This window comes from Marinobacter sp. UBA2688 (assembly GCF_002352785.1).
GTDB classification, from domain to species: domain Bacteria; phylum Pseudomonadota; class Gammaproteobacteria; order Pseudomonadales; family Oleiphilaceae; genus Marinobacter; species Marinobacter salarius.
This window is the reverse complement of record NZ_DELU01000009.1, coordinates 1-20,930: the sequence shown is the minus strand read 5'-3', so window position 1 is coordinate 20,930 and position 20,930 is coordinate 1. Positions and strand designations below refer to the sequence as shown.

General features: G+C 55.1%; 14 protein-coding genes. 6 read left to right on the top strand and 8 right to left on the bottom strand.

Annotated features, from left to right (window positions below; translation table 11 throughout):
- The first annotated feature begins 4 nt into the window (after positions 1–4).
- The 4 genes from B3M52_RS04000 (at position 5) to B3M52_RS03985 (ending at position 5,455) form a co-directional block, all read left to right on the top strand.
- Positions 5–778: a copper resistance protein B gene (locus tag B3M52_RS04000; RefSeq protein WP_051946995.1), complete on the top strand. Its 774-nt coding sequence runs from the start codon at positions 5–7 to the stop codon at positions 776–778.
- Positions 779–1,021: 243 nt separating this feature from the next.
- Positions 1,022–3,163 (top strand): TonB-dependent receptor family protein, encoded by a 2,142-nt coding sequence (locus B3M52_RS03995; RefSeq protein ID WP_286748909.1) that lies wholly within the window; start codon positions 1,022–1,024, stop codon positions 3,161–3,163.
- A 268-nt stretch (positions 3,164–3,431) separates the two neighbouring features.
- Positions 3,432–4,103: a response regulator transcription factor gene (locus tag B3M52_RS03990; protein WP_036208683.1), complete on the top strand. Its 672-nt coding sequence runs from the start codon at positions 3,432–3,434 to the stop codon at positions 4,101–4,103.
- Positions 4,104–4,132: 29 nt separating this feature from the next.
- Positions 4,133–5,455, top strand: coding sequence for a sensor histidine kinase (locus B3M52_RS03985; protein ID WP_286748907.1), 1,323 nt, complete (start codon positions 4,133–4,135; stop codon positions 5,453–5,455).
- Positions 5,456–5,583: 128 nt separating this feature from the next.
- Here the strand turns inward: B3M52_RS03985 and B3M52_RS03980 are convergent, their stop codons facing one another.
- From B3M52_RS03980 to B3M52_RS03970, 3 genes are read right to left on the bottom strand one after another with little or no spacing between them, the layout of a single operon-like run.
- The gene (locus B3M52_RS03980; RefSeq protein ID WP_286748905.1) at positions 5,584–8,781 is read right to left on the bottom strand and encodes an efflux RND transporter permease subunit; all 3,198 of its coding nucleotides are present in this window, start codon (positions 8,779–8,781) and stop codon (positions 5,584–5,586) included.
- Between the two features lie 14 nt (positions 8,782–8,795).
- Positions 8,796–10,079, bottom strand: a complete 1,284-nt coding sequence (locus B3M52_RS03975) for an efflux RND transporter periplasmic adaptor subunit (RefSeq protein ID WP_104270573.1) — start codon at positions 10,077–10,079, stop codon at positions 8,796–8,798.
- Positions 10,080–10,100: 21 nt separating this feature from the next.
- Complete coding sequence (locus B3M52_RS03970) at positions 10,101–11,240, bottom strand: TolC family protein (protein WP_286748903.1); 1,140 nt, start codon at positions 11,238–11,240, stop codon at positions 10,101–10,103.
- 356 nt (positions 11,241–11,596) lie between these two features.
- On the opposite strand from B3M52_RS03970, the gene B3M52_RS03965 reads away from it, so the two are divergent.
- Positions 11,597–12,328 carry a hypothetical protein gene (locus B3M52_RS03965; RefSeq protein WP_041333833.1) on the top strand — a complete coding sequence of 244 codons (732 nt, stop codon included), beginning with the start codon at positions 11,597–11,599 and terminating at the stop codon, positions 12,326–12,328.
- Between the two features lie 50 nt (positions 12,329–12,378).
- Here B3M52_RS03965 and B3M52_RS03960 read toward each other — a convergent pair whose 3' ends face one another.
- The 5 genes from B3M52_RS03960 to B3M52_RS03940 all read right to left on the bottom strand — a co-directional run bounded on the left by B3M52_RS03960 (position 12,379) and on the right by B3M52_RS03940 (position 19,414).
- On the bottom strand, positions 12,379–12,723 hold the full coding sequence (locus B3M52_RS03960; RefSeq protein WP_036208664.1) for a P-II family nitrogen regulator: 345 nt from the start codon (positions 12,721–12,723) through the stop codon (positions 12,379–12,381).
- A 17-nt stretch (positions 12,724–12,740) separates the two neighbouring features.
- A complete protein-coding gene (locus B3M52_RS03955; protein WP_036208660.1) occupies positions 12,741–15,848 on the bottom strand; it encodes an efflux RND transporter permease subunit in 3,108 nt (1,035 codons plus the stop codon).
- Between the two features lie 14 nt (positions 15,849–15,862).
- Complete coding sequence (locus B3M52_RS03950; protein ID WP_286748894.1) at positions 15,863–17,047, bottom strand: efflux RND transporter periplasmic adaptor subunit; 1,185 nt, start codon at positions 17,045–17,047, stop codon at positions 15,863–15,865.
- A gap of 49 nt (positions 17,048–17,096) precedes the next feature.
- Positions 17,097–18,398 (bottom strand): TolC family protein, encoded by a 1,302-nt coding sequence (locus tag B3M52_RS03945; RefSeq protein ID WP_286748892.1) that lies wholly within the window; start codon positions 18,396–18,398, stop codon positions 17,097–17,099.
- Positions 18,399–18,685: 287 nt separating this feature from the next.
- Positions 18,686–19,414, bottom strand: a complete 729-nt coding sequence (locus B3M52_RS03940) for a TorF family putative porin (RefSeq protein ID WP_062363658.1) — start codon at positions 19,412–19,414, stop codon at positions 18,686–18,688.
- Positions 19,415–19,694: 280 nt separating this feature from the next.
- Here B3M52_RS03940 and B3M52_RS03935 point away from each other — a divergent pair, with 280 nt between their 5' ends.
- A complete protein-coding gene (locus B3M52_RS03935; protein WP_286748887.1) occupies positions 19,695–20,780 on the top strand; it encodes an OprO/OprP family phosphate-selective porin in 1,086 nt (361 codons plus the stop codon).
- Positions 20,781–20,930: the final 150 nt, after the last annotated feature.

Here is a 20,930-nt window from a genome sequence, read left to right as displayed (position 1 = left end):
GGGGATGAGCATTATGATGAATCGCATCAAGTGGATTGTGGGCGCCTCAGCCCTCACGATTGCCTCAGGAGCCGGCGCCGCCGGTACTGGCGTTCAGGCCGAACCGGACTGGACACTGCCAATACACGACAACCAGGTGTTTGGCCAGGTTCTGTTTGACCGGCTGGAATACCAGCGTGACGGCAACAACGAAATGGCCCTGTGGGATGCCCAGGGATGGATTGGCAAAGATCGCAATCGGCTCTGGGTCGAAACGGAAGGTGAGACCGATCTATCCAGCGACAGCGGCGACATCGAAAATTTTGATGTGCAGTACAGCTATCGCTTTGATCGCTTCTGGGATTTACAGACAGGATTGGGTGCCCAGACAACGTTTGGTCCCAGCCCTAATAAGGAGCGCTATTCGGCCATCGTTGGATTGCAGGGGCTTGCCCCCTACTGGTTTGAGGTAGACACAAACTTCAGAGTGACCGACGACGGTGACGTGTCATACGATCTCGAAGCCGAGTACGACTGGCTGCTGACCCAAAGGCTCATTTTGCAGGGCCGCGGCGAAACGCTCGTTGCCTTCAGCGATGTCGAGGAATGGGGCGTCGGTAGCGGCATCAACAATGTGGGCCTGGGGCTCCGCCTGAGATATCAGTTCTCCAGGGAATTCGCACCCTACGTAGGTGTTTCTTACACCCGTTTTCTGGGCAACACAAAGGATCTGCGTGAGCGCGAGGGAGAAGACGTCGAATCCTCCAGCTTCGTGGCAGGCGTCCGGTGGTGGTTTTAACACCATAAAGCCCTATAGAAAAAGCTGGCCCCGGGGTGCGGGCCAGCTGATACCCTCCTCCCAACCCGAACTGACCTTCGGATCGCCCGTTTAACAGAAATTCAACCTTTTTAGCCTGTTGACACTTTTCCCGGTCATTAACACTAATTATTGACTTAATCATGAACAATCCGTAAATTCTCATTTGCAATTGTAAATCATTGCTATTTATATCTTCAAATACGAATGATTGCGGAGAAACACATGTTTAAACCTTCCCAACTATCACTGGCTATGGCGATCAGCCTTGCCCCGGGCATGAGCTGGGCCGCCGGCGATGACCAGCCCCAGATGCTTGAACCTATGGAAATCATTGGCGATGCGTCTGCAGCCCAAACTCTGCCGGGGTCAGGCTACGTAGTTGGCGATCAGCAGTTGAAAACCGAGGTTGAGGCCGACATCAACCAGGTATTGAAAACCGTCCCGGGCGTGTATGTACGGGAAGAGGAAGGTCTGGGCCTGCGCCCTAACATTGGCATTCGCGGTGCCACCGCCGAGCGCAGCAGCAACGTCACACTGATGGAAGATGGCGTTCTGATCGCCCCGGCGCCCTACTCCAATCCGGCCGCCTATTATTTCCCGACGTTCAAGCGCATGTCCTCGCTGGAAGTACTCAAGGGTGCCCCGCTGCTGCGCTATGGTCCGCAAACCACCGGCGGCGTGATCAACCTGATTTCCACACCCATTCCCGACGAGCAGAAGGGCTACGTCGAAGCCGTCACCAACGAGCGCGGCTCCACCGACGTTCATGCAACCTATGGCGACACGAACGGTGACTGGGGCTATCTGGTTGAAACGGTCCAGCGCTCAGCGCAAGGCTTCAAGGACATTGACCGAAGCAACCGCAACAGTGGCTTCGACATCAGTGATTATGTCGGCAAGCTACGCTGGCAGGGAGATCGCCAGAGCGTGACCGCCAAGCTGCAATACTCCGAAGAAACCTCCAACTCCAGTTACCTCGGCCTGACCGATGCGGACTTCAGCCAGGATCCCAACCGGCGCTACGGGCTGTCCAGTCCCGACCAGATGGATAACACCCACTCCGGTGTCAGCCTGACTCATCAGTTTGAGTGGAGCGACAATGTCAGCAGCACCACGACTCTCTACCGCAACGATTTCAAGCGCAACTGGTACAAGCTCAGTGGCGGCGGAAATATCATCGACGCGGCAAACGCCGGAGACGCCAATGCCCAGGGTATTCTCGACGGTACCGTTGACACCAGCGGCCTGAATTACAAGAACAACGCCAGGGAGTACGTCTCCCAGGGCGTGCAGACAAACTTCGATGTAAACATTGGCAACCACGAATTCGACTTCGGCGCCCGCGCCCACGAAGATGAAATGGATCGCTTCCAGCCGGTGGATGTGTACGACCAGGTCAATGGCTCCCTGGTGTTCCAGAACAGCGTGGCCCCAACGGGCAGCAACAACCGCTTCGAGACCGGCGAAGCCCTGAGCTTCTGGGCACTCGACAAATGGCAGGCGACGGACAAGCTCAGCATTAATCTGGCCCTGCGCTACGAGGATGTGCAGACCAGTCGCACCCAATACGCGGATCCCGGCCGCACAACCATCGACAGCACCCGCGCCAATGACAGCGCTGAACTCCTGCCCGGCGCTTCCTTTACCTACGACCTGACCCAAAGCTGGCAGGTTCTGGGCGGCGTGCACCGAGGTTTCTCCCCTCTCGGGGGTGGTGCCAGGGCAAACGAAGAACCGGAAACCAGCAAGAACTGGGAGGCTGGCGTCCGCTACTTTGGCAATGCGTTCTTCGCGGAAGTGATCGGCTTCTACAGCGACTTTTCCAACAAGGCCGAAAACTGCTCCGTGGGCTCGCCGTGCAGCAATGGCGCCACCTCTGGCAGCTTTATAACCGGCGAGGCTGAAATTGCCGGTGCGGAATTCCAGCTCCAGACCGGCACCCGGGCGGGCGATTTCTACCTTCCGGTCAGCCTTACCTACACCTTTACCCAGGCGGAGATCAGCAAGGACAATGCCGCCTCTGGCCTGAGAAAAGGTGAGCAGCTCAAGGACGTACCTGAAAACCAGATGAGCTTCCGCACAGGCATGGAGCACCCGAGTGGCTGGGACAACTACCTTGTGGCCACCTACGTCGATGAGATGTGCGTCAGCGCGGGATGCAACAACACCGCGACGAAACTGGACGAGACCGAGTCCCTGGTCCTGGTCGATTTCATCAGCCGCTACGCACTGACCGCCAGTGCCGATGTCTTCCTGAAAGTGGACAATCTGTTCGATGAGCAGCAAATTGTTTCACGCTTGCCTGATGGTGCCATGGCAAACCTGCCTCGCACTGCCTCACTGGGGGTAAGTGTCAATTTCTGATGAGTGAACGGAGGTTGCTGAAAATCCGGCTTCCACTCCTCGGGAGCCGGATTTTTGGGGCACTCCGATAATCCCTTTTTCACACTCAGGCGCCACTTCGCCTGAGAACTTCGCGCCATTGATGATCTGGACCGCAGCGTCGCCAACCTCGGAAGAGCCAACCTGGACAACGCTAATAACCGGCTTTTCAGATCCTGATTCCTTCGTTACTGTTACAATCCATAGCGGACGAGCGAAACTTTCCCACCACGAAAAACGGCGCTTACAAATGAAAATTCTGATTGTTGAAGACAATGCTGTACTTGCCAAAAAAATATCGGACTGGCTTGCGCAGGCGCACTACACAGTAGATATCGCCAAAACCGGCAAAGAAGCGGACTCGTTGATTGAAACAAGCTCCTACCAGGCCGTTATTCTCGATATCGGACTGCCCGATGAAAATGGACTTTCTTTAATGCAAAGATGGAGAAAAAACGGGAAAAAAGAGGCCATCCTTATTCTGACCGCACGCTCCAACTGGACTGAGAGAGTAGAAGGGTTGAATGCGGGAGCTGATGATTACCTTCCCAAACCGTTTGAGTTTGATGAACTGAAAGCCCGGCTCAGTGCGATTATCCGAAGAAAGGACGGCAGAACGACAGACCAGATCAGTGTTGACGGATTCAGTCTCAACGCCACCTACCGAACGTTTACCACGCCCGACCAGAAAGAGTTCAGACTGACAGCTACGGAATTCCGCCTTTTACAGTGTTTCCTCCGTTCACCGGACCGAGTGTTTTCCCAGGACGAACTGGTTGAATCCCTCTACAACATAGAAAGATGCCCCACCAGAAATGTCGTTCAGGTTTACATAACCCGGCTTAGAAAAATAATAGGGGTCAATAAAATAAAAACATTGCGTGGCCAGGGCTACTACTTCGAAAAAGATCCTAACCGCTGAACGCCCGAGTGAACCAACCAGGTTAAAATATGTCTGCTCCGAAAAGTATCCGCAGAACAGCCATTCAGTATGGTGCTGTTTTCAGCCTCGTATATTTTACTCTGATATTCTTTTCACACACCTACGTGATAAAGCAACTATCGGACGAGTCCAGGAAGCAACACCTGAACAAAGAGCTGGGAAACTTTCAGGCAATCATTGAGGCTGAATCCCCCACAACCGACGACCTCAGCAACATGATCAATCAGTTTGAAATGCTTCTGGGGCATGCCATCGTCATCGAAACGGCTAGCGGAAGCGTCCTGGCGAGCCCGAACTTTGACCAGAGCCAACTGCAGGGCGCTGCAGAGAAGCCCGAGGGTTTCATCCACATAGCGCAGGGTGCGAACACGCTTTTCGGGCTCAAACGCATTTTCTCCGCCAGTGAAAAACTGGCCTCAATCAGCGTTCTTGAAACCGAGGGGGCGCTCTCTGAACGACCGCTGAAGGCTCACCTGACATTGCTCGGCGCCTCGGCCGTTCTTCTCGCGATACTGCTGGCCCTGATTGGAACCACTACACATCTGACGTTAAAGCCCATCAGTAAGATAAAAGAGGACCTGAGACGGCTCCAATCCGGGAAACAAAGTCGCCTGAACCCTCACGTACCGGAAGAGTTTCGTCCGCTGATCCGCCAGCTCAATGATTTGCTTGAGCTGTCAAACCGTCGTCTGGACCGCCACCGCCGCCTGAATTCTGATCTCTCTCACCTGGTCAAAACCTCTATCTCTGCCAATCTTGCCATTTTGTCGGACATCGACACCTTGCCTCCGTCCCGGGAGGATATTGTGTTTATGACCTCTAACTTGCGGGAGCTTGACAAATCCCTGAACTACAGGATGAGCAAGGCAGACATATCAGGCAGACAGATGGGACGAACGTGCATGCCGGTTGAAATCACGGCAAGTGTCATCACCGTCATGGAAAAAATATTCCCTGATACGGTTTTCCGCCTCCACACCACCTTACCCGAAAACTTCAATTGGCCTATGGAGCGGCAGGATCTTTCAGAGCTGCTTGGCAATTTACTCGAAAATGGTGGGAAGTGGTGCCAGACAACCGTCGACGTTACAATCGTCCGCACGTCATCAGGACTCTCCATAGAAGTAACGGACGATGGCCCCGGAATTTCTCCCGAGGCGGCAGCCACTGTCATGGACAGGGGCACCAGGCTGGATGAAACGGTCGCCGGATTTGGACTCGGATTGTCCATCGTGTCCGAGATTGTCGAAGACAACCTCGGACACCTGGAAATCGGATCCTCGAAAAACGGAGGAGCCAGGATTATGATTTTACTGCCGTTTCCGGACTAGCGAGACCACTCATCATGACACATCCGGCCTTCAGGCTCTCGGCTCTGCTCCGGAGGTTGCCCGTGAACGAGCTCACCGGACAACATGAACTCATCCACTTACAGACTCCCTGCGGCCTTCCCTATGTTCTACCGCTGAATATCACCCACCTTGGCTCTCGAAAAGCGACCGAACAGAACCGGCAAAACAAACAGCGTCAGGAAAGTTGCGGTGATAAGGCCGCCAACAATCACGCTGGCCAGTGGCTTCTGGATTTCAGCACCCACGCCCGTCGACAACAGCATCGGTATCAAACCGAGCGCCGAGGTTATTGCTGTCATCAAGACAGGACGCAAACGGGAGACGGCACCTTCAAACACCGCGGTATCCACGTTCAATCCATCCTGTATTCGCTGATTGATGCTTTCGACCATAACGACCCCGTTGAGCACCGCCACACCAAACAAAGTGATAAATCCAACGGAACTGGGCACTGAGAGATACTGGCCGGAGATCCAGAGTGAAAAGACGCCACCAATGACAGCAAGCGGCACGTTGACCAGAATTAACAGTGCCTGACCGACCGAACTGAAAGCAAAGTACAGCAGCAGTGCAATCAGGCCCAGAGATACAGGTACCACAATGGTCAATCGTTTCTGAGCTCGCTGCTGGTTTTCGAACTGACCACCAATATCCACCGAATAGCCGGGGGGAAGGTTCACTTCTGACGCGATGGTATCCTGAATATCGGCAACCACACTGCCCATGTCACGACCCTGCACATTGGACTGAATGACCACACGGCGCTGAACGTCGTCGCGGCGCACCTGGGGCGGGCCGGACTCAATAGACACATCGGCCACATCACCGAGTCTCACCCAGGCTCCGGAAGGCGCCTGCAACCTGAGATCAGCAATGGCATCCCGGTCTTCCCGGAAACGTTTGGCCAGGCGCACATAGATATCGTACCGCTCATTTCCGTTGATGATCTGGCCCGCGGCGGCACCACCCAGTCCGTCCCGGACGACACTCATCACATCAGACACGGCGAGTCCGTACCGGGAAAGTGCCTGACGGTCTGGCTGAACCACCAACTGCGCTTCACCGGCAATCTGCTCCATGGCCACGTCCCGGGTCCCCTGAACAGTTCGGACCGCCGCTTCGATCTGTTGGCCTTTCTCGGCCAGCACCTTGAGATCCGGGCCAAAGAGTTTGATGGCCAACTGCGCGCGGACACCAGACAACAATTCGTCAACCCGAGTTGCAATAGGCTGAGAAAAGTTAAACAGTAGCCCCGGGTGCTGTTCGAGCTTCGCCTCAAACAGGGCCTGCAATGCATAGCGATTACTGGCGCTGGTCCACTCGGCTGTTGGCTTAAGGCCGATATAGATCTCGATGTTGTTCACGGGCTCCGGATCGCCGCCTATTTCCGCCCGCCCCGCCCGGGACAGAGCGTAAGTCACCTCTGGAAACTCCATCAGCATGGCCTCCAGTTTTGGCGCCACTTCAAGCGCCGTATCGAGGCTTGATGAGGGAGCCAGAGTCACCCGGAGGTTGATCGTTCCCTCTTCCAGTTCAGGCACGAACTCAGTACCGAGTCGTGGCACAATCAGCGCCGCCAGCACAACAAGAACAGCCGACGCGCCAACAACCACGCGGCTATGCTTCAGTGACCAGGCAAGCCCCATGCGATAGAGCTTTTCCAGGGGTTTTAGAATGAAGCTTTCCCGCTCCCGGATACCCTTACGGAACATGTATGACGCCAGCGCGGGTACAACCACCAGAGCGACGATCACAGCGGACACAATGGCCAGCATGATGCTGATCGCCATTGGCTGGAAAAGCTTGGCTTCCACACCTTCAAAGCTGAACAGAGGCATGAAAACGACCAGGATAATCGCCGTCGCGAAAAAGATCGGCCGCGCCACTTCCCGGCCCGCTTCCTGCAGTCGAAGTGCAATGCCACGATCATCGTGCGATGCATCCAGCGGATCGGGGTCGCCTTCAGCCAACTCATTCCGGTGGGCGTCATGCTCAGCATCGGGATGGGTCAGATGCTTGAACATGTTCTCAACCATGACAACAGAGCCATCCACCAGCATGCCAATTGCCACAGCAATACCGCCCAGAGACATCAGGTTGGCCGAGAGACCGAACCAGGCCATGATCATCAGTGCAATACCGATGGAAATCGGTATTGAAAGCAGCACCAGCGTTGTTGCCCGCAGATTCATCAGGAACAGGGCAAGCACAATCGCAATAAACACAAAAGCCAACAAAAGCGCATTGGTCACCGTCTCTACGGCCTTGGTCACCAGATCCGCCTGGTTGTAATAGGGCTCAAAACGAACCCCACTCGGAAGCGCCTGATTTATGCGATCAATGCGGGCCTCGATGCCGTCGATGGTGGCTTTTGTGTTGGCCCCCATTCGTTTGAGTACAATGCCAGAAACCACTTCACCCAGTTGTTCAACCTGACCGGCTTCATCCTTCCGGGTCATGGTTACCGCACCCTGGCGAATTTCAGTGCCCAGCGCTACCTCGGCGACATCGTTCACTGTCACTGTAATGCCATCACTGGTTTTAACGGGCACCTGACGGATCTGCTCGAGCCCCTGCTCGCCATTACCCAGCCAGCCCATACCGCGAATAACCAACTGCTCCTGCCCGCGGCCCATATACCAGCCCCCAACATTGGAGTTGTTGTTCTCCAGGGCTTCCATGACATCGTTCTGTGATAAGTCATAGGACAGCATTCGCGCCGGGTTCAGGTTAACCTGGTACTGGCGGACCTCTCCGCCAAACGACAGGATTTCCGTAACCCCTTCAGCCGGTATCAGCAACAGTTTGACCAGCCAGTCGTGCAAGCTGCGCAATTCCATTGCGTCGTACCCCGAATCCGGGTCCGCTATCAGCAAGTACTGGTAGACCTGGCCAAGACCGGACGTATTCGGCCCCATTTCAGGCACCCCGACCCCGTCCGGAATCAGCTCCCGCGCGGCCTGCAACCGCTCGAAAACCAGTTGGCGCGCGAAATAGATATCCGTGCCCTCTTTAAAGACCACGGTGACACCAGACAACCCGGTTTTGGAGATGGACCGAACCTCCTCAACATCCGGCAACGCATACATCACCGCTTCAATGGGATAGGTGATCAGCTGCTCGACTTCCTCAGCCGCAAGTCCGGGCGCCTCTGTATTAACAGCGACCTGGACGTTTGTAACGTCGGGGAAAGCATCAAGATTCAGTTTTGGTATCTGAAACGCGGCCGTGGCGATAAGCACTGCAAGCGCAATAAGAACCAACAGGCGGTTCTGAACCGCCCAGTCGACAACTCGGTTGAACATAATGGCTCCCGGAATCAGTGGTTGTGCGGATCAAAGCCGCCTTTGGCAATCTCAGAGGCCACAAAAAATGCGCCCCGCAAAACGACTCGTTGGCCCGCAGCCAGGCCGGAAACCTCACGGAGCCCACCAATTGAGCGACCCAGCTCCACTTCCACGGGTTCATACTCGCCTTCGGCCTCTTCCACATAGACCGTCCAGTCACCGTCCGCGCCACGCATCAATGCAGTCTCCGGCACGGCAAGCACCGGCTCGCTGGTCTTAAAACGAAAATACACATCTGCGAACATTCCTGGATGAAAACGATCTTCAGGATTGTCCAGCTCCAGCCTGACAATCCGGGTGCGGGTCACAGGATCAATGGTGTGGGCTTCCTGGGACACCGTTGCCACGCCCACACGACCCGCTGCCCTGACTTCGGCTTCCGCGCCCTTCTCTAGAACAATGTCGGAGCTTGCTGGCAGATGGGCTTCTACCCAAAGCTCACTCTCATCAGCAAGAGTCACCAGCGGCTGGCCAGCCTCAACTCTTTGTCCTTGCTCAAACTCATCGGTCAGTACTGCACCATCCACGCGAGCCCTGAGCATGTATTCACCGAGACTATCCACCCCGCTGGCCTTCAACGCACCAATGTCATCATCGTTCAGCCCGTAAGCAAGCAGAGTCGCCCTTGCTGCTTCAATGTTGGCTTTCGCTGTATTGAACCGCTGATCGCCAACCACGGAACGACCCAGCCCGCTGATTCGCTTCCATTCAGGAAAAGCTTTCCTGTAATCCGCCTGCGCCTGTGCCACCGTCTCACTGAACAGGGTTACCAGCGGCTGGCCCTTGGTTACGTGCTCACCCAGTTCCACGTGACGCCGCAGCACCACTGAGGCAACCCGGGGGGACACGTGATAGCTGGTATAGCCGTTGGTCAGCAGCTCACCGGGAGCGTAGATTTCATAGTCAACGTGCTTGCTTTCGAGGGTTGCTACTTCAATGCCGGCGAGCTCTTTCTGTTTGGCATTGATGCTTGCGGTGGCCGCTTCTTCATGGCCACCGTTCTCGTCTTCGTGGCCGTGCCCCCCTTCCTCTTCATGATCACCTTCCTCCTCATGCTCACCTTCCTCCTCATGCTCACCTTCTTCACCATGATCTTCCTTATACTCGCCCTCCTCACCGGTGACTTCCTGATGATCGTCGCCACTGGCAGCATGATCATGACCGGCTTCCTGATGAGCATCTTCCTCTGCCTGTACAAAAGAAAGTGGGGCTGTAAGCAACGTCAATGCGAATACAGAAATCAGAGTTTTTTTCATAATGAATATCCAGTTTCCAGACTAGTATTGGAAGAGGGTGATCAGTTCGCCAGACTGACTCAAGAGCTCAATCAGACCCAGTTGCGCCAGCTTTTCCAGTTCAATACCGGTTTTCAGGCTCTCCGCGCGCTGGCCCAGCGCCTGGAGATACTCGGAGGTGGAGAGGTCGCCGACCTGCCACTGCTTCTCAAGCAAATCAGCACTTCGCTGTACACGCCCCTGGGAGAGTTCTGTCCATCGACGAAGTTGGGTGTCGTATCGCTTCCAGGCAGCTCGGGCGCCCGCCAGATCATACTGCTGCTTCCGATAAAGTGCCTGAAACCGAGCTTCGGCCTCTAATGATCGTCGGTTGGCAGCCTGGATTTCGGCACGGTAGTTATTACGGACATTCAGAGGGATCGAGAACGTCAGGCCAACCAGGTTCTCACCGCCATCACGCCCTCCGCTCAGCCCGACCGTGGGAGATGCCGCCGCTCTGCGACTGACCACCTCGGCTTCGCTCCGCAACACCTGCCACCTCGCGCGGGCGGCAACAATTGACGGATGATCCAGCAAATTGTTGTTATCGACCCTGGAAGCAAGAGCCGGCCAAATGTGCCCGGGGATCCCCCCATCCTGAGGCCGCCAATCCGGCAGAAGCTCTCTGGCCCGGGCTTGCGCCTGATCAACCGCAGCCTTTGCCTGGGCAAGTTCACTCAGCTGTTGAGAAAGGCTTAAAAAAAGCAGCTCTGCGTCGGTACGCCCCAGGTCGCCTGCCTGCTGGCGTTGCTCAACCTGATCCAGCAAGGCATCCAGACGGTGTTGCTGAGATTCCGCGATTTCCTCGGCACGCGTCGCCGCGCGCCACTCGACAAGCGCAAACAGCGACTCGGACGTTTGTGCCAAAACCGCCTCGTTCAAATCGGCTTCAGCGGAAAGCCTGATCAGTTTTGCCTTGTCCTTTAGCGCACCCTGCTGATCAGACCAATCGATCGTTTGTGACAGCCCTGCCTCAAAGTTGTTTTCACTGCCCGTTCTGTCTGCTCCAACAGACAGCTCCGGGTTATACAGCGGTTGTTCGCTTGCCTCAGCATCCTGATTCCGGGCTGCCGCCTGCTCTGTCGCCGCCATAACATCCGGATGTTTGCTTATCTGGCCAGTGAGCCAATTTGTCCAATTCACAGTCTCCGCTTGACCGAACAGAGGAATGGACAATAGTACTGAACACAGCAACGCTCTGGGCGAGTGCTTGCTTGCCTTCATCGACTTTCTCCCGAAGGGGTAAATAGCCACAATTCATGGGCGCGAGGCGTCCATGACAAGGTAGGAACAGGCCAGGATAGTAAGTGAAAAGGTTGAAATGAACTTGAATTCGAAGCGTCATCCACAAAAGAAACCGCCCTCCAACTCCACCAGCATTCCCGGACTGTCCTTTTGACGGACAAAATGAGTACCAAAGACTTATGTTTCTGTAGCGCTCAGATCAATAGCCTGTCATTCGATGCCCCTTACTTTCCGTCACTTCTTCAAGGTGATCTATGTCTCGAGCAACGAATAACGCAGGCGCACCGCGCCACGGATTCAAACTCAAACTGGCTTTCCTGGTTCTGTTATGGCCCCTCACGGTCAAATCAGAGCTCGCAGTCGATGAAATTTACTCCCCCCGGGTAACTGCGGGGGATCTCGAAATCGGAGTGGTTGGGGCGTTTCTGGACAGTGAGGGGAGCGAAATTGACAACCTTCGTGCCGATCAGTGGGAGGTGGGTTACGGGCTATCTGAACGCCTGAGCGCCGAACTTAACTTCAACGCAATCAAGAGACCGGGGCGAGCGTATTCACTTGAGGAATACGAAATCGAACTGATTGGAAACTTTTTTCAAGACACTGAGAGCGCTGCGGGCTTGTTCATTGAACTGTCAAAAGAACATGGCCAAAAAGCCGGTGGAGTGACCCTTGGGTCACTTTACGAGAGACAGCTATACGCGCATTACAGCATCCTGACGAACCTTCTGGTTAGCCGCTCATTTGGCGAAGACGACGAGCAGCTTGAGCCCACTGGCTCATTACAGTTCGCCTACACGAAGTCTGACACGTTTCAGCCAGGGCTGGAGTATTACGGGGCCGAAAACAACCATTTGATGGGACCTGCCATCCTGGCTGAGTTCAGAATGGGTTCCAGTATTCTGGAACTCCAGGCGGGCGTTGCATTTGGCCTCACTACGGACTCAGACGATATGATCTATCGCTGGGAACTGGAGATAGAACTGTGATGGCGGCCCGCAACCAAAAGCCGCAGAACCGCCATCCAGTTTCCAGAGCACTAGCTTGAAGCAGGCTCCAGTGCACTCTCACCGGTTTCGCCGTCCTCGATACGAACAGCCCGAACCAGGCGGGATACAAGTACCTTGCCGTCACCCGGGTGCCCATCCTGGGTTCTGCCCGTTCTGACAATGAGTTCCACAACTTCACCAGCGACATCATCGGTCGCTACGTCTACTTCCAGCTTGACCATCTTCACTTTCTCCAGAGGCGACTCATCGCCGACCAGATGACCAAATTCGCTGAGAGGCACGACAGCAATGCTTGTCACGCCCTTGACTCTGGCCAGAGCATCAACCACATGCTCTGCCATAACCTCTCTGACATAAGCCTTTATTTCATACATAAGCCTTCTCCTGCCTATCAGACTTCAACGTCACGACGTTCGGATGCAAACCACTGATACACGCTGGGCAACACTACCAACGTCAGCAACGTTGACGTGATCAGACCGCCAACCACAACCGTTGCCAGTGGCCGTTGGACATTAGAGCCAATGCCATCGGCCAGCAGCAGGGGAATCAGCCCCAGAATAGCCACAGAGGCGGTCATCAGAACCGGCCGCAAACGGCGTTGAGCACCCAACTTGACTGCTTCAATGACTTCGTAGCCTTCGTCCCGCAACTGATTGATGTAGCTCACCATCACCACACCGTTCAGTACGGCTACGCCGAACACCGCGATGAATCCCACGGCAGCGGGCACAGAGAGGTAAAGCCCCGTCACAAACAGCGCGACAATGCCACCAGTAACCGCAAAGGGCACATTCATGAAGATCAGCGCCGCATAGCGAAGACTACTGAATGCCGAAAAGAGAAGCAGGAAAATAAGCGCCAGGGTAATGGGCACAACGATCGCCAGCCGCGCCATGGCCCTTTCCTGGTTCTCAAACTGACCGCCGAACTCCACGAAATACCCCGGCGGCATGTCCACTTGCTCCTCGATCCGCTTGCGCAAATCCTGAACAACACCGCCCATATCGCGACCACGTACGTTCATCTGCACGTACTGTCGCCGACTGGCATTGGAGCGCGAAATTTTCTTGGGGCCAGCGTACATTTCAACATCGGCCACCCGTGAAAGCGGGATGAGCTCGCCACTATTACCCCGGAGGGGAAGCTTTCTGATTTCATCGATGGACCCGCGATAGGACTCTTGCAGCCGGGCGAAGATCTCAAATCGCCGGACACCGTCGAAGACCAGCCCCGCGCCTTTACCGCCAATCCCGGTTTCGACCGTACTCATCAGGTTATCAATGCTGATGCCAAACTGCGCCAGCACTTCACGGTCGGGGCGAATAACGATCTGTTTTTTACCTGCGCTCTGCTGAGCGCGCACATCCGTTGCCCCCGGCACATCATTCGCCAGGGCCGCCACTTCCTTGCCGATCCGGCCCAACTCGTCGAGGTCGTCGCCGAAAATGCTGGCAACCAGTTGCGCCTGAACGCCTGAGAGGAGTTCGTCGGTTCTGAGCTGAATCGGTTGTGACAGATTGTTGGCAAGCCCGGGAACCCGCTCATCCAAAGACTCCGCAATCCGGCTCTGAAGGTCCTCATAGCTCACATCTTCTCGCCACTGATCCAGAGGCTTCAGATTGACGAGCGTCGCGACAACGTTCACGGGTTCAGGATCACCGCCCACCTCGGCACGACCGATCCTGGCATAGGTGCCGGTGACCTCTGGAAATTCATCGACAACGGACTGAATCCGTTTGCCATACTTGATGGCGGATTCAAGACTGGCTCCAGGAGGCAGTGTCGAGCGAATCTGGAACGTGCCTTCCCTGAGCGTGGGCACGAACTCGCTCCCGAGATAGGGAAACAGCAGGAGACTGCCGGCAAAGGCAATGACGGCCACGCCCATCACAATTTTAGGGGCTTTGACGACAGTATTCACCACCGGCTTGTATAGCCGGTTCAGGAACAGAACCAGCTTCGGCTCTTTGTGTTGTCCACCCATCTTGAATGACAGCGAGGCCAGAACCGGCACCAACGTCAACGCGAGTAACAGCGCACCGATCAACGCAAAACTGATGGTGTAGGCCATGGGCGAAAACAGCTTGCCCTCAACGCCCTGCAGCGTAAACAGCGGCAGAAAAACGATAATAATGATGCCAATGGCAAACACAATCGGACGAGCCACTTCCCGGGCAGATTCACCTACAAGCCTCAGAACACTGACCTTTTCCTCTGATCGTTCTTCCAGATGTCGGAAGATGTTCTCTATCATCACAACGGCGCCGTCCACCATCATACCGATGCCGATAGCCAGCCCCCCCAGACTCATCAGATTGGCGGACAGGCCCGAAATCCGCATCGCAATGAATGCGAAAAGCACAGACAACGGCAAGGTCGCCACCACGATCAGTGTGGAACGTATATTTCCGAGGAACAGATAGAGGAACACCAGCACCAGAACCGAGCCCTCAAGTAATGCTTTCTCGACAGTGCCTATGGCCTTGCCCACCAACTCCGCCTGGGAGTAATAAGCCTCTATTTTCAGCCCTTCGGGAAGTGACTTGTTCAGATCATCGATTTTTGCGTTGACGTCCTCGAGTACCTGACTGGTGTTGGTTCCGATCAGCTTCATCACGTAGCCGCCCACGGACTCCTCGCCCGAGGACACCTCCGCGCCGCGGCGAATTGCCGGTCCAAGGCTAACCTCTGCCACATCCCTGACATAAATAGGAGACTCTCCCTCACTCTTGGACACAATGATGTTCTGGATGTCCTCGATGCCCTCGGTACCTGAATTAACCCAACCGTAGCCGCGAACTATATACTCTTCACCTCCTCGCGTAATGAAAGAGGCGCCGACGTTCCGATTATTCTGGGTGAGGGCGCCGCGAACGTCAGACACTGTCAGGTTCCTTGCCTGAAGCTTCTGCGCATCGATATTGACCTGATACTGTTTTACCTCGCCGCCGATGGACAGCACACCGGTTACACCCGGAACGGTTCTGAGCTGGGGCTTGACAATCCAGTCCTGGATCGTGCGGATTTCCTGCAGGCTGTATTGATCCTTATCCTCAGCTTCCAGGGAATACATCAGGATGCGCCCAAGACCGCTCGCTATGGGCCCGAGTTCCGGCTGCCCCATCCCTTCGGGAATCTGGCGCTTGGCCTCGGAAAGCCGTTCGTTTACCAGCCGCCTGGCGAAGTAGATATCGGTGCCATCTTCGAAATAGATGGTCACCCGCGACAACCCGAAAATCGACGTGCTCTGCACTTTTTCCAGCTTGGGAATTCCATACATGCTGATCTCAACGGGATAGGAAATCAGCGTTTCGATATCAACCGGCGACAGACCAGGGCTGGTGGTAAACACCTGAACCATGGTCGGCGTCGCGTCGGGAAACGCGTCCACCGGCAGTTTTTGAAATGAAAATACGCCGGCAACGATCACGGCGATAGCAAAAACAAGCGTCATCAGACGATTGTTCAGCGCATAATTCACAATTGCGTTGATCATGCTCCCCCCGGGGTTTAGTGTCCGTGAGCGGCGCTGCGGCCACTGGCGGTAATGGCCGACATCAGATCAAAAGCGCCTACTGAAACCACTTCCGTGTTTGCGCTAATGCCGGACTTGATCTCGATCCAGTCGTTTGCCTCCTTGCCAAGCGTGACGGGAACCGCCTTGTAAGCCCCTTTCTCATCGCCCGGAACAAACACAACGGAGTCATCGCCAATGGTTTGAACCGCATCATCCGGAACCAGCGGCAGTGAGGCCTCCGATTCCGTCATGATTCTGGCCGTGGCATAGGTATTCGGGCGAAGGTCGCCTCTGGGAGACTCCAGCACAACGCGAACCGGGATGGTGCGGGTCTTTTCATCGAGCATGCTCGACACCCAGGATACCTGCCCACTGTGAAACCGGTCAGAACTTGAATCCCTGGAGGAAATCTGAACCTCGTCTCCCGTTGAAATCTGGTCAATATCGGATTCGGACACCTGAAGAATGGCCCACAACACCGAGGCATCCGCCACGATGAAAGGCGTATCCGACGGACTCAGCGTTTGCCCCAGACGAACATGCATCTGCTCGACACGCCCCTCAATGGGTGAGCGGAGCGCGTATTGCGCCAGCCCCCCACTGTCACCTGACGACTCGCTGCCGTAAACCGCCAGTTGTTCCCGCACGGAATCGTACTCCGCTTTTGTTTCAAGAAAGGCAGCCTTGGCATCCAGGAACTCTTCCTCACTGGAAATACCCTGTCCCTGCAACTCCCTTTCACGATTGTAGTCAGACTCGGCCGCTTCTTTGCGGGCCTCCAGCGAGATTAACCGGGAGCGAATCCGGGCCAGCTCCACACTGTTCAGGGTTGCCAGTAACTGCCCCTTATTGACACGATCCCCCAGATCAACCGCCAACCCTGTCAGTTTTCCCTCCAGCAGCGGACCAACCTCGGCCACGCGGTCCGGCACATACTGAATCTCGGCAGGTGCCGTAACAATTGCGCCAGCGCGCCCCTTGGCAGCCGCCACCGTCTGAATCGACAGTAACTCTGTCTGCTCCGGCGTCAGATGGATCTGGCGGGACTGATTTTCCTCTTCAGCATGCTCGGCTTCTTCATTTCCGTGCTGTTCATCCTCGGCTTCTCCGGCAGCGTATGCCTGCTGCAAGCTCAGAGCGCCGACAACGATTAAAACTATCTTCAGATTGCGAATCATTCATTCACCCTCAATATTTGGAGAACGGTTAAATTTGAGTTTTATACCCTCAGAAACCGGCTGACATCGACAGAGCACCTCCCGTGCTTATCTCCAGCGCCCGGACGGCACCGATATAATCATTCTGCGCCTGAACGTATTCCTGCCTTACCGACAGGAGATTGTCCTGTGCCGCCAGAACATCCGAGGCACCGACCTTGCCCGCCCGAAGTGCTTTCTGCATCAACTGTAATGTTTCCTCTGAACGCTCCAGGATCGACTCGTTCATCTGGCGCAGCCGAACGGCGGTGGATTCGTACCGGGCCACAGCTGACACAACCTGACGCTCTGTAGCCAGGCGCAAGGCCTCTGCCTCAAGCTCGGAGGTTTTCAGCCGCGCAGCAGCTTGTCTCTGCTCACCGGAATAATCATGAAAAACGGTCAAAGGCATCGACACCCCTGCACCGAAAAGGTTGGAGCCTTCCTCACGATCATAAAATCCGAAGACTTTCAGATTTGGAATCGTCAGGCTTTTCGCAACTTCAAGGCCAGATTCATCCGCTGCAATTCTGGCGGCCGCCGCTTTCAGGTCCGCTCTCTGACTCTGTGCCATCTCGACAAGCTGGCTGGTCGGAGGCAGGTCTTCGAGCGTCACATCAAGCTCGCCGGTCACCCCAACGGCATCGGAGGGGGACACCCCGAGCACTTCGGTAAGGTCAATTTTTGATTGCTCGAGCTTTTGTTCCGCCGAGGCTTTTTGATTCCGGGCCCTGGCAAGCCCAATGACTGCGGTATTGAGATCAATCCGGGTTTGTTTACCCTGTTTTACGGACATTTCAACCAGGTCTTTGGTGCGTTGCATAAGTTCAACGGCACGGGTTGCGGTTTCCAACTCTTTCTGAGCCAGCAGTATCCGGAAATAGGCGGCCCGCACCCGCGCCTTGGTGGCTACCTTCAGGTATTCAAGCTCCTGTTGCCGGGACGTGAGATTACTCCGGGCACGCGACTGCCCAAGGTCGCCGCGATTACCCATCCAGATCTCCTGAGTAACCCTCACCCCATATTCCAGGGACTCGTCGGCCTGATCCGGGGCCTGACGGGCCCCCAACTCAAACTCTGGATTGCTCGGCGCCCAGCGGCTGGCATGATCAAGCTGTCCCTGCTGTATCGAGACCGCGGCCCGCCTCAAAGCCAATACCGGGCTGTTCTCGAAAGCCATCACCATGGCCTGGTTCAGGGAAACAGCCTGGCTGGCTTTGGCCTGCTGATATTCTTTCAGCGACACACTCTCTTTTGCCTGGGCCGACACCATAGGAGAGACGGCCAAGGCTCCCGGAACTATCATCGCGCACAACAACAATCGTTTGTTCATTCAGTATCATCCTGGCTGTTTGACTGAGGTCAGTGAGTCAGCATTTTTGCGTGGGAATCTGGAACGACCTTACAGACAAACCTTTAATACAGTTTGAAATTCAGGCACCGGATAAGAAATGAGCTTTGGCGGCAGGGGGGGGGGCAGAGGTAAGGGCGAGGATGTCGAGTCACCGGGCGTCAAGGCAGGCGCACGATGGTGGGTTCTTGCATGATAAATAAAAACCGGCCCGTCATTTGGGCCGGCTTTTTATTCTGGATCTGAATTGCTTGTGATCACTTGGCCGATCAGAAACTCCTGCTCCAACCCAGCCAGAACTTCGGATCATCCGAGTTGACAGAGCCAAGCGCGTCGGTTGACTCAATGTCCGCGTACTCCACGTTAACACTGAAAGAACCGAAGTTTCCCGCATCCTTTGTAACGTTGGCGGCGACGTGTGAATAACTTGCCTCGCCGACAGAAGCCTTGCCGTCATCAGCGAAGTCGTAATAGCCAAGCGTCACACCGGCACTGTAGCTGTCCTCCAGAGGCACCCCAACAGAGGCGTAGTAATAGGCATCCCCCTGCACGAACACCCCATCACCACTGGTGTCGCTGTTGATCGTGTAGGCCAGGCCGATGGCCGCAATGCCATAACTGATCTCGCCGTACAGTTCGCCGAAGTCGATGGAGTCCGGCGCGTCAGGATACGCATAATAAATGTACCCAACGTCATAACCCAGTTCTTCCACAGAGCCGGAGAATCCGGCATAAAGATCAAGCTCATAGCTGGTGCCGTCACCAAAATCGACATTGGAACCCCAGCCACCGGCGTAGAAGCCCGACGCATGCTCATAATCCAACCCTCCCTGGACAGCCGCAGCCCCGTCTGTCTGGGTGACGCCCCGGAACAGATAGTTGCTGCTGGCGCTCACATTTGAGCTGACGTCAGCGCTAACAATGGCGGGCGCAGCCTGAAGTGCTGCAAGCAAAGTGATACTGATAAATCCGGATTTGGTGAAAAACTGCTTCTTCATAATGGATACCTTCGGTTGGGTTTCATTGCTCCAAATATGATCAGCAAAAGTCTTGCCACATCTTATTTATTCTTTTTTATCATAATTATAGAGACAAATCGGCACATTCTGAGCTTGCCCCCGAAAAACGACCGCAACACCTAGCGCCCCAGAACCTGTCACCGGCCCGGACCAGCGCCCTGTTTTGATGCATTCTCTGTAACCATTCTGTAATCTTTGCCAAATAGACTTTAATCGCGCTTCAACACACACAAGCAAACCGAAAAAGGTGAGACAGATCATGAGCAAGAAATATTTGGGCTTGGCTTTGGCGATTTCTGCCGCTTCTGCTGCACAGGCCGGAAACGTTACGACCAGCGGCGAAGACCTTGTGATCGATACCGACAGCGGTATCAAAGTGAAAGTGTCGGATAACTCTGCGTCTTTTCAGCTCGGCGGGCGCATTCAGTGGGATTACGACGCCACGCAGTCTGACGACAACGGTGTTGACACTACCGATTTCGACGTGCGCCGGGCACGCCTCTACGCCAAGGGCCACTTTGGCGACTGGGCGTACAAAACCCAGTTCAACGTGGCTGAGAGTGATGGCGCCGACGGCGGGACCGCTGAGGACCTGTACATTCGCTACCTGGGATTTGGCTCGACGGCAACCGTGACTATTGGTAAGCAGAAAGAGCCATTCGGCCTGGAACAATTAACGAGTTCAAAAGACATCTCGGCCCTTGAGCGATCCGCCATGACCGAGCGTTATACCCCCGGTCGCAGCGGCGGCATCCAGCTCAGTGGCAAAGGCGACAACTGGACCTACGGTATCGGCTACTTCGAGGCAGACGGCAATGGCAGCGACGACTTCAATAACACGGCAGTAACCGCACGGGGCACGGTTGCACCGATTCAAACGAACAATATGGTTGTTCATCTTGGTGCGGGTTATACCACGCGTGATGCCGACACTCAGGCCGATGAGGTCGATACGTTTAATCTGGAGCTCGCCGGCGCTTTCGGGCCCTTCCATGCCCAGGCCGAATATTTCGATTCCGAGGAAGGCCAGGTGGATGTTGATGGCTATTACGTACAGCTTGGCTGGATCATCACCGGCGAAAGCCGTCCTTACAAAGCCGGAGCATTCAAGCGGGTAAAACCGGCATCACCCAAAGGGGCCTGGGAAGTTGTTGCCCGCTTTGAGGATGGTGACGGAAAATACAGTGATGTGGGGCTGGCCACGACCGACGGTGAGCAAACAACACTGGGCGTTAACTATTACGCCAACAAGAATGTTCGACTTGGAATGAGCTACATGGATGGCGAAGAAGCCAATGGCGCTAGCGGAGATGAAGTGCGTGCGAGGTTACAATATGCATTTTGACCGCATGGAGGTCGCTTGAATGAGTTTGCGGCTTGATATAGTTCTTGAGAGTTAATGAAATACTCAGGTTTTGGGCAGATATTAATGGGTAAGCGGATTAAATGGTTGATCTTACCTTTGCATGAGATGTATTAGTTCAGACCAAATCTG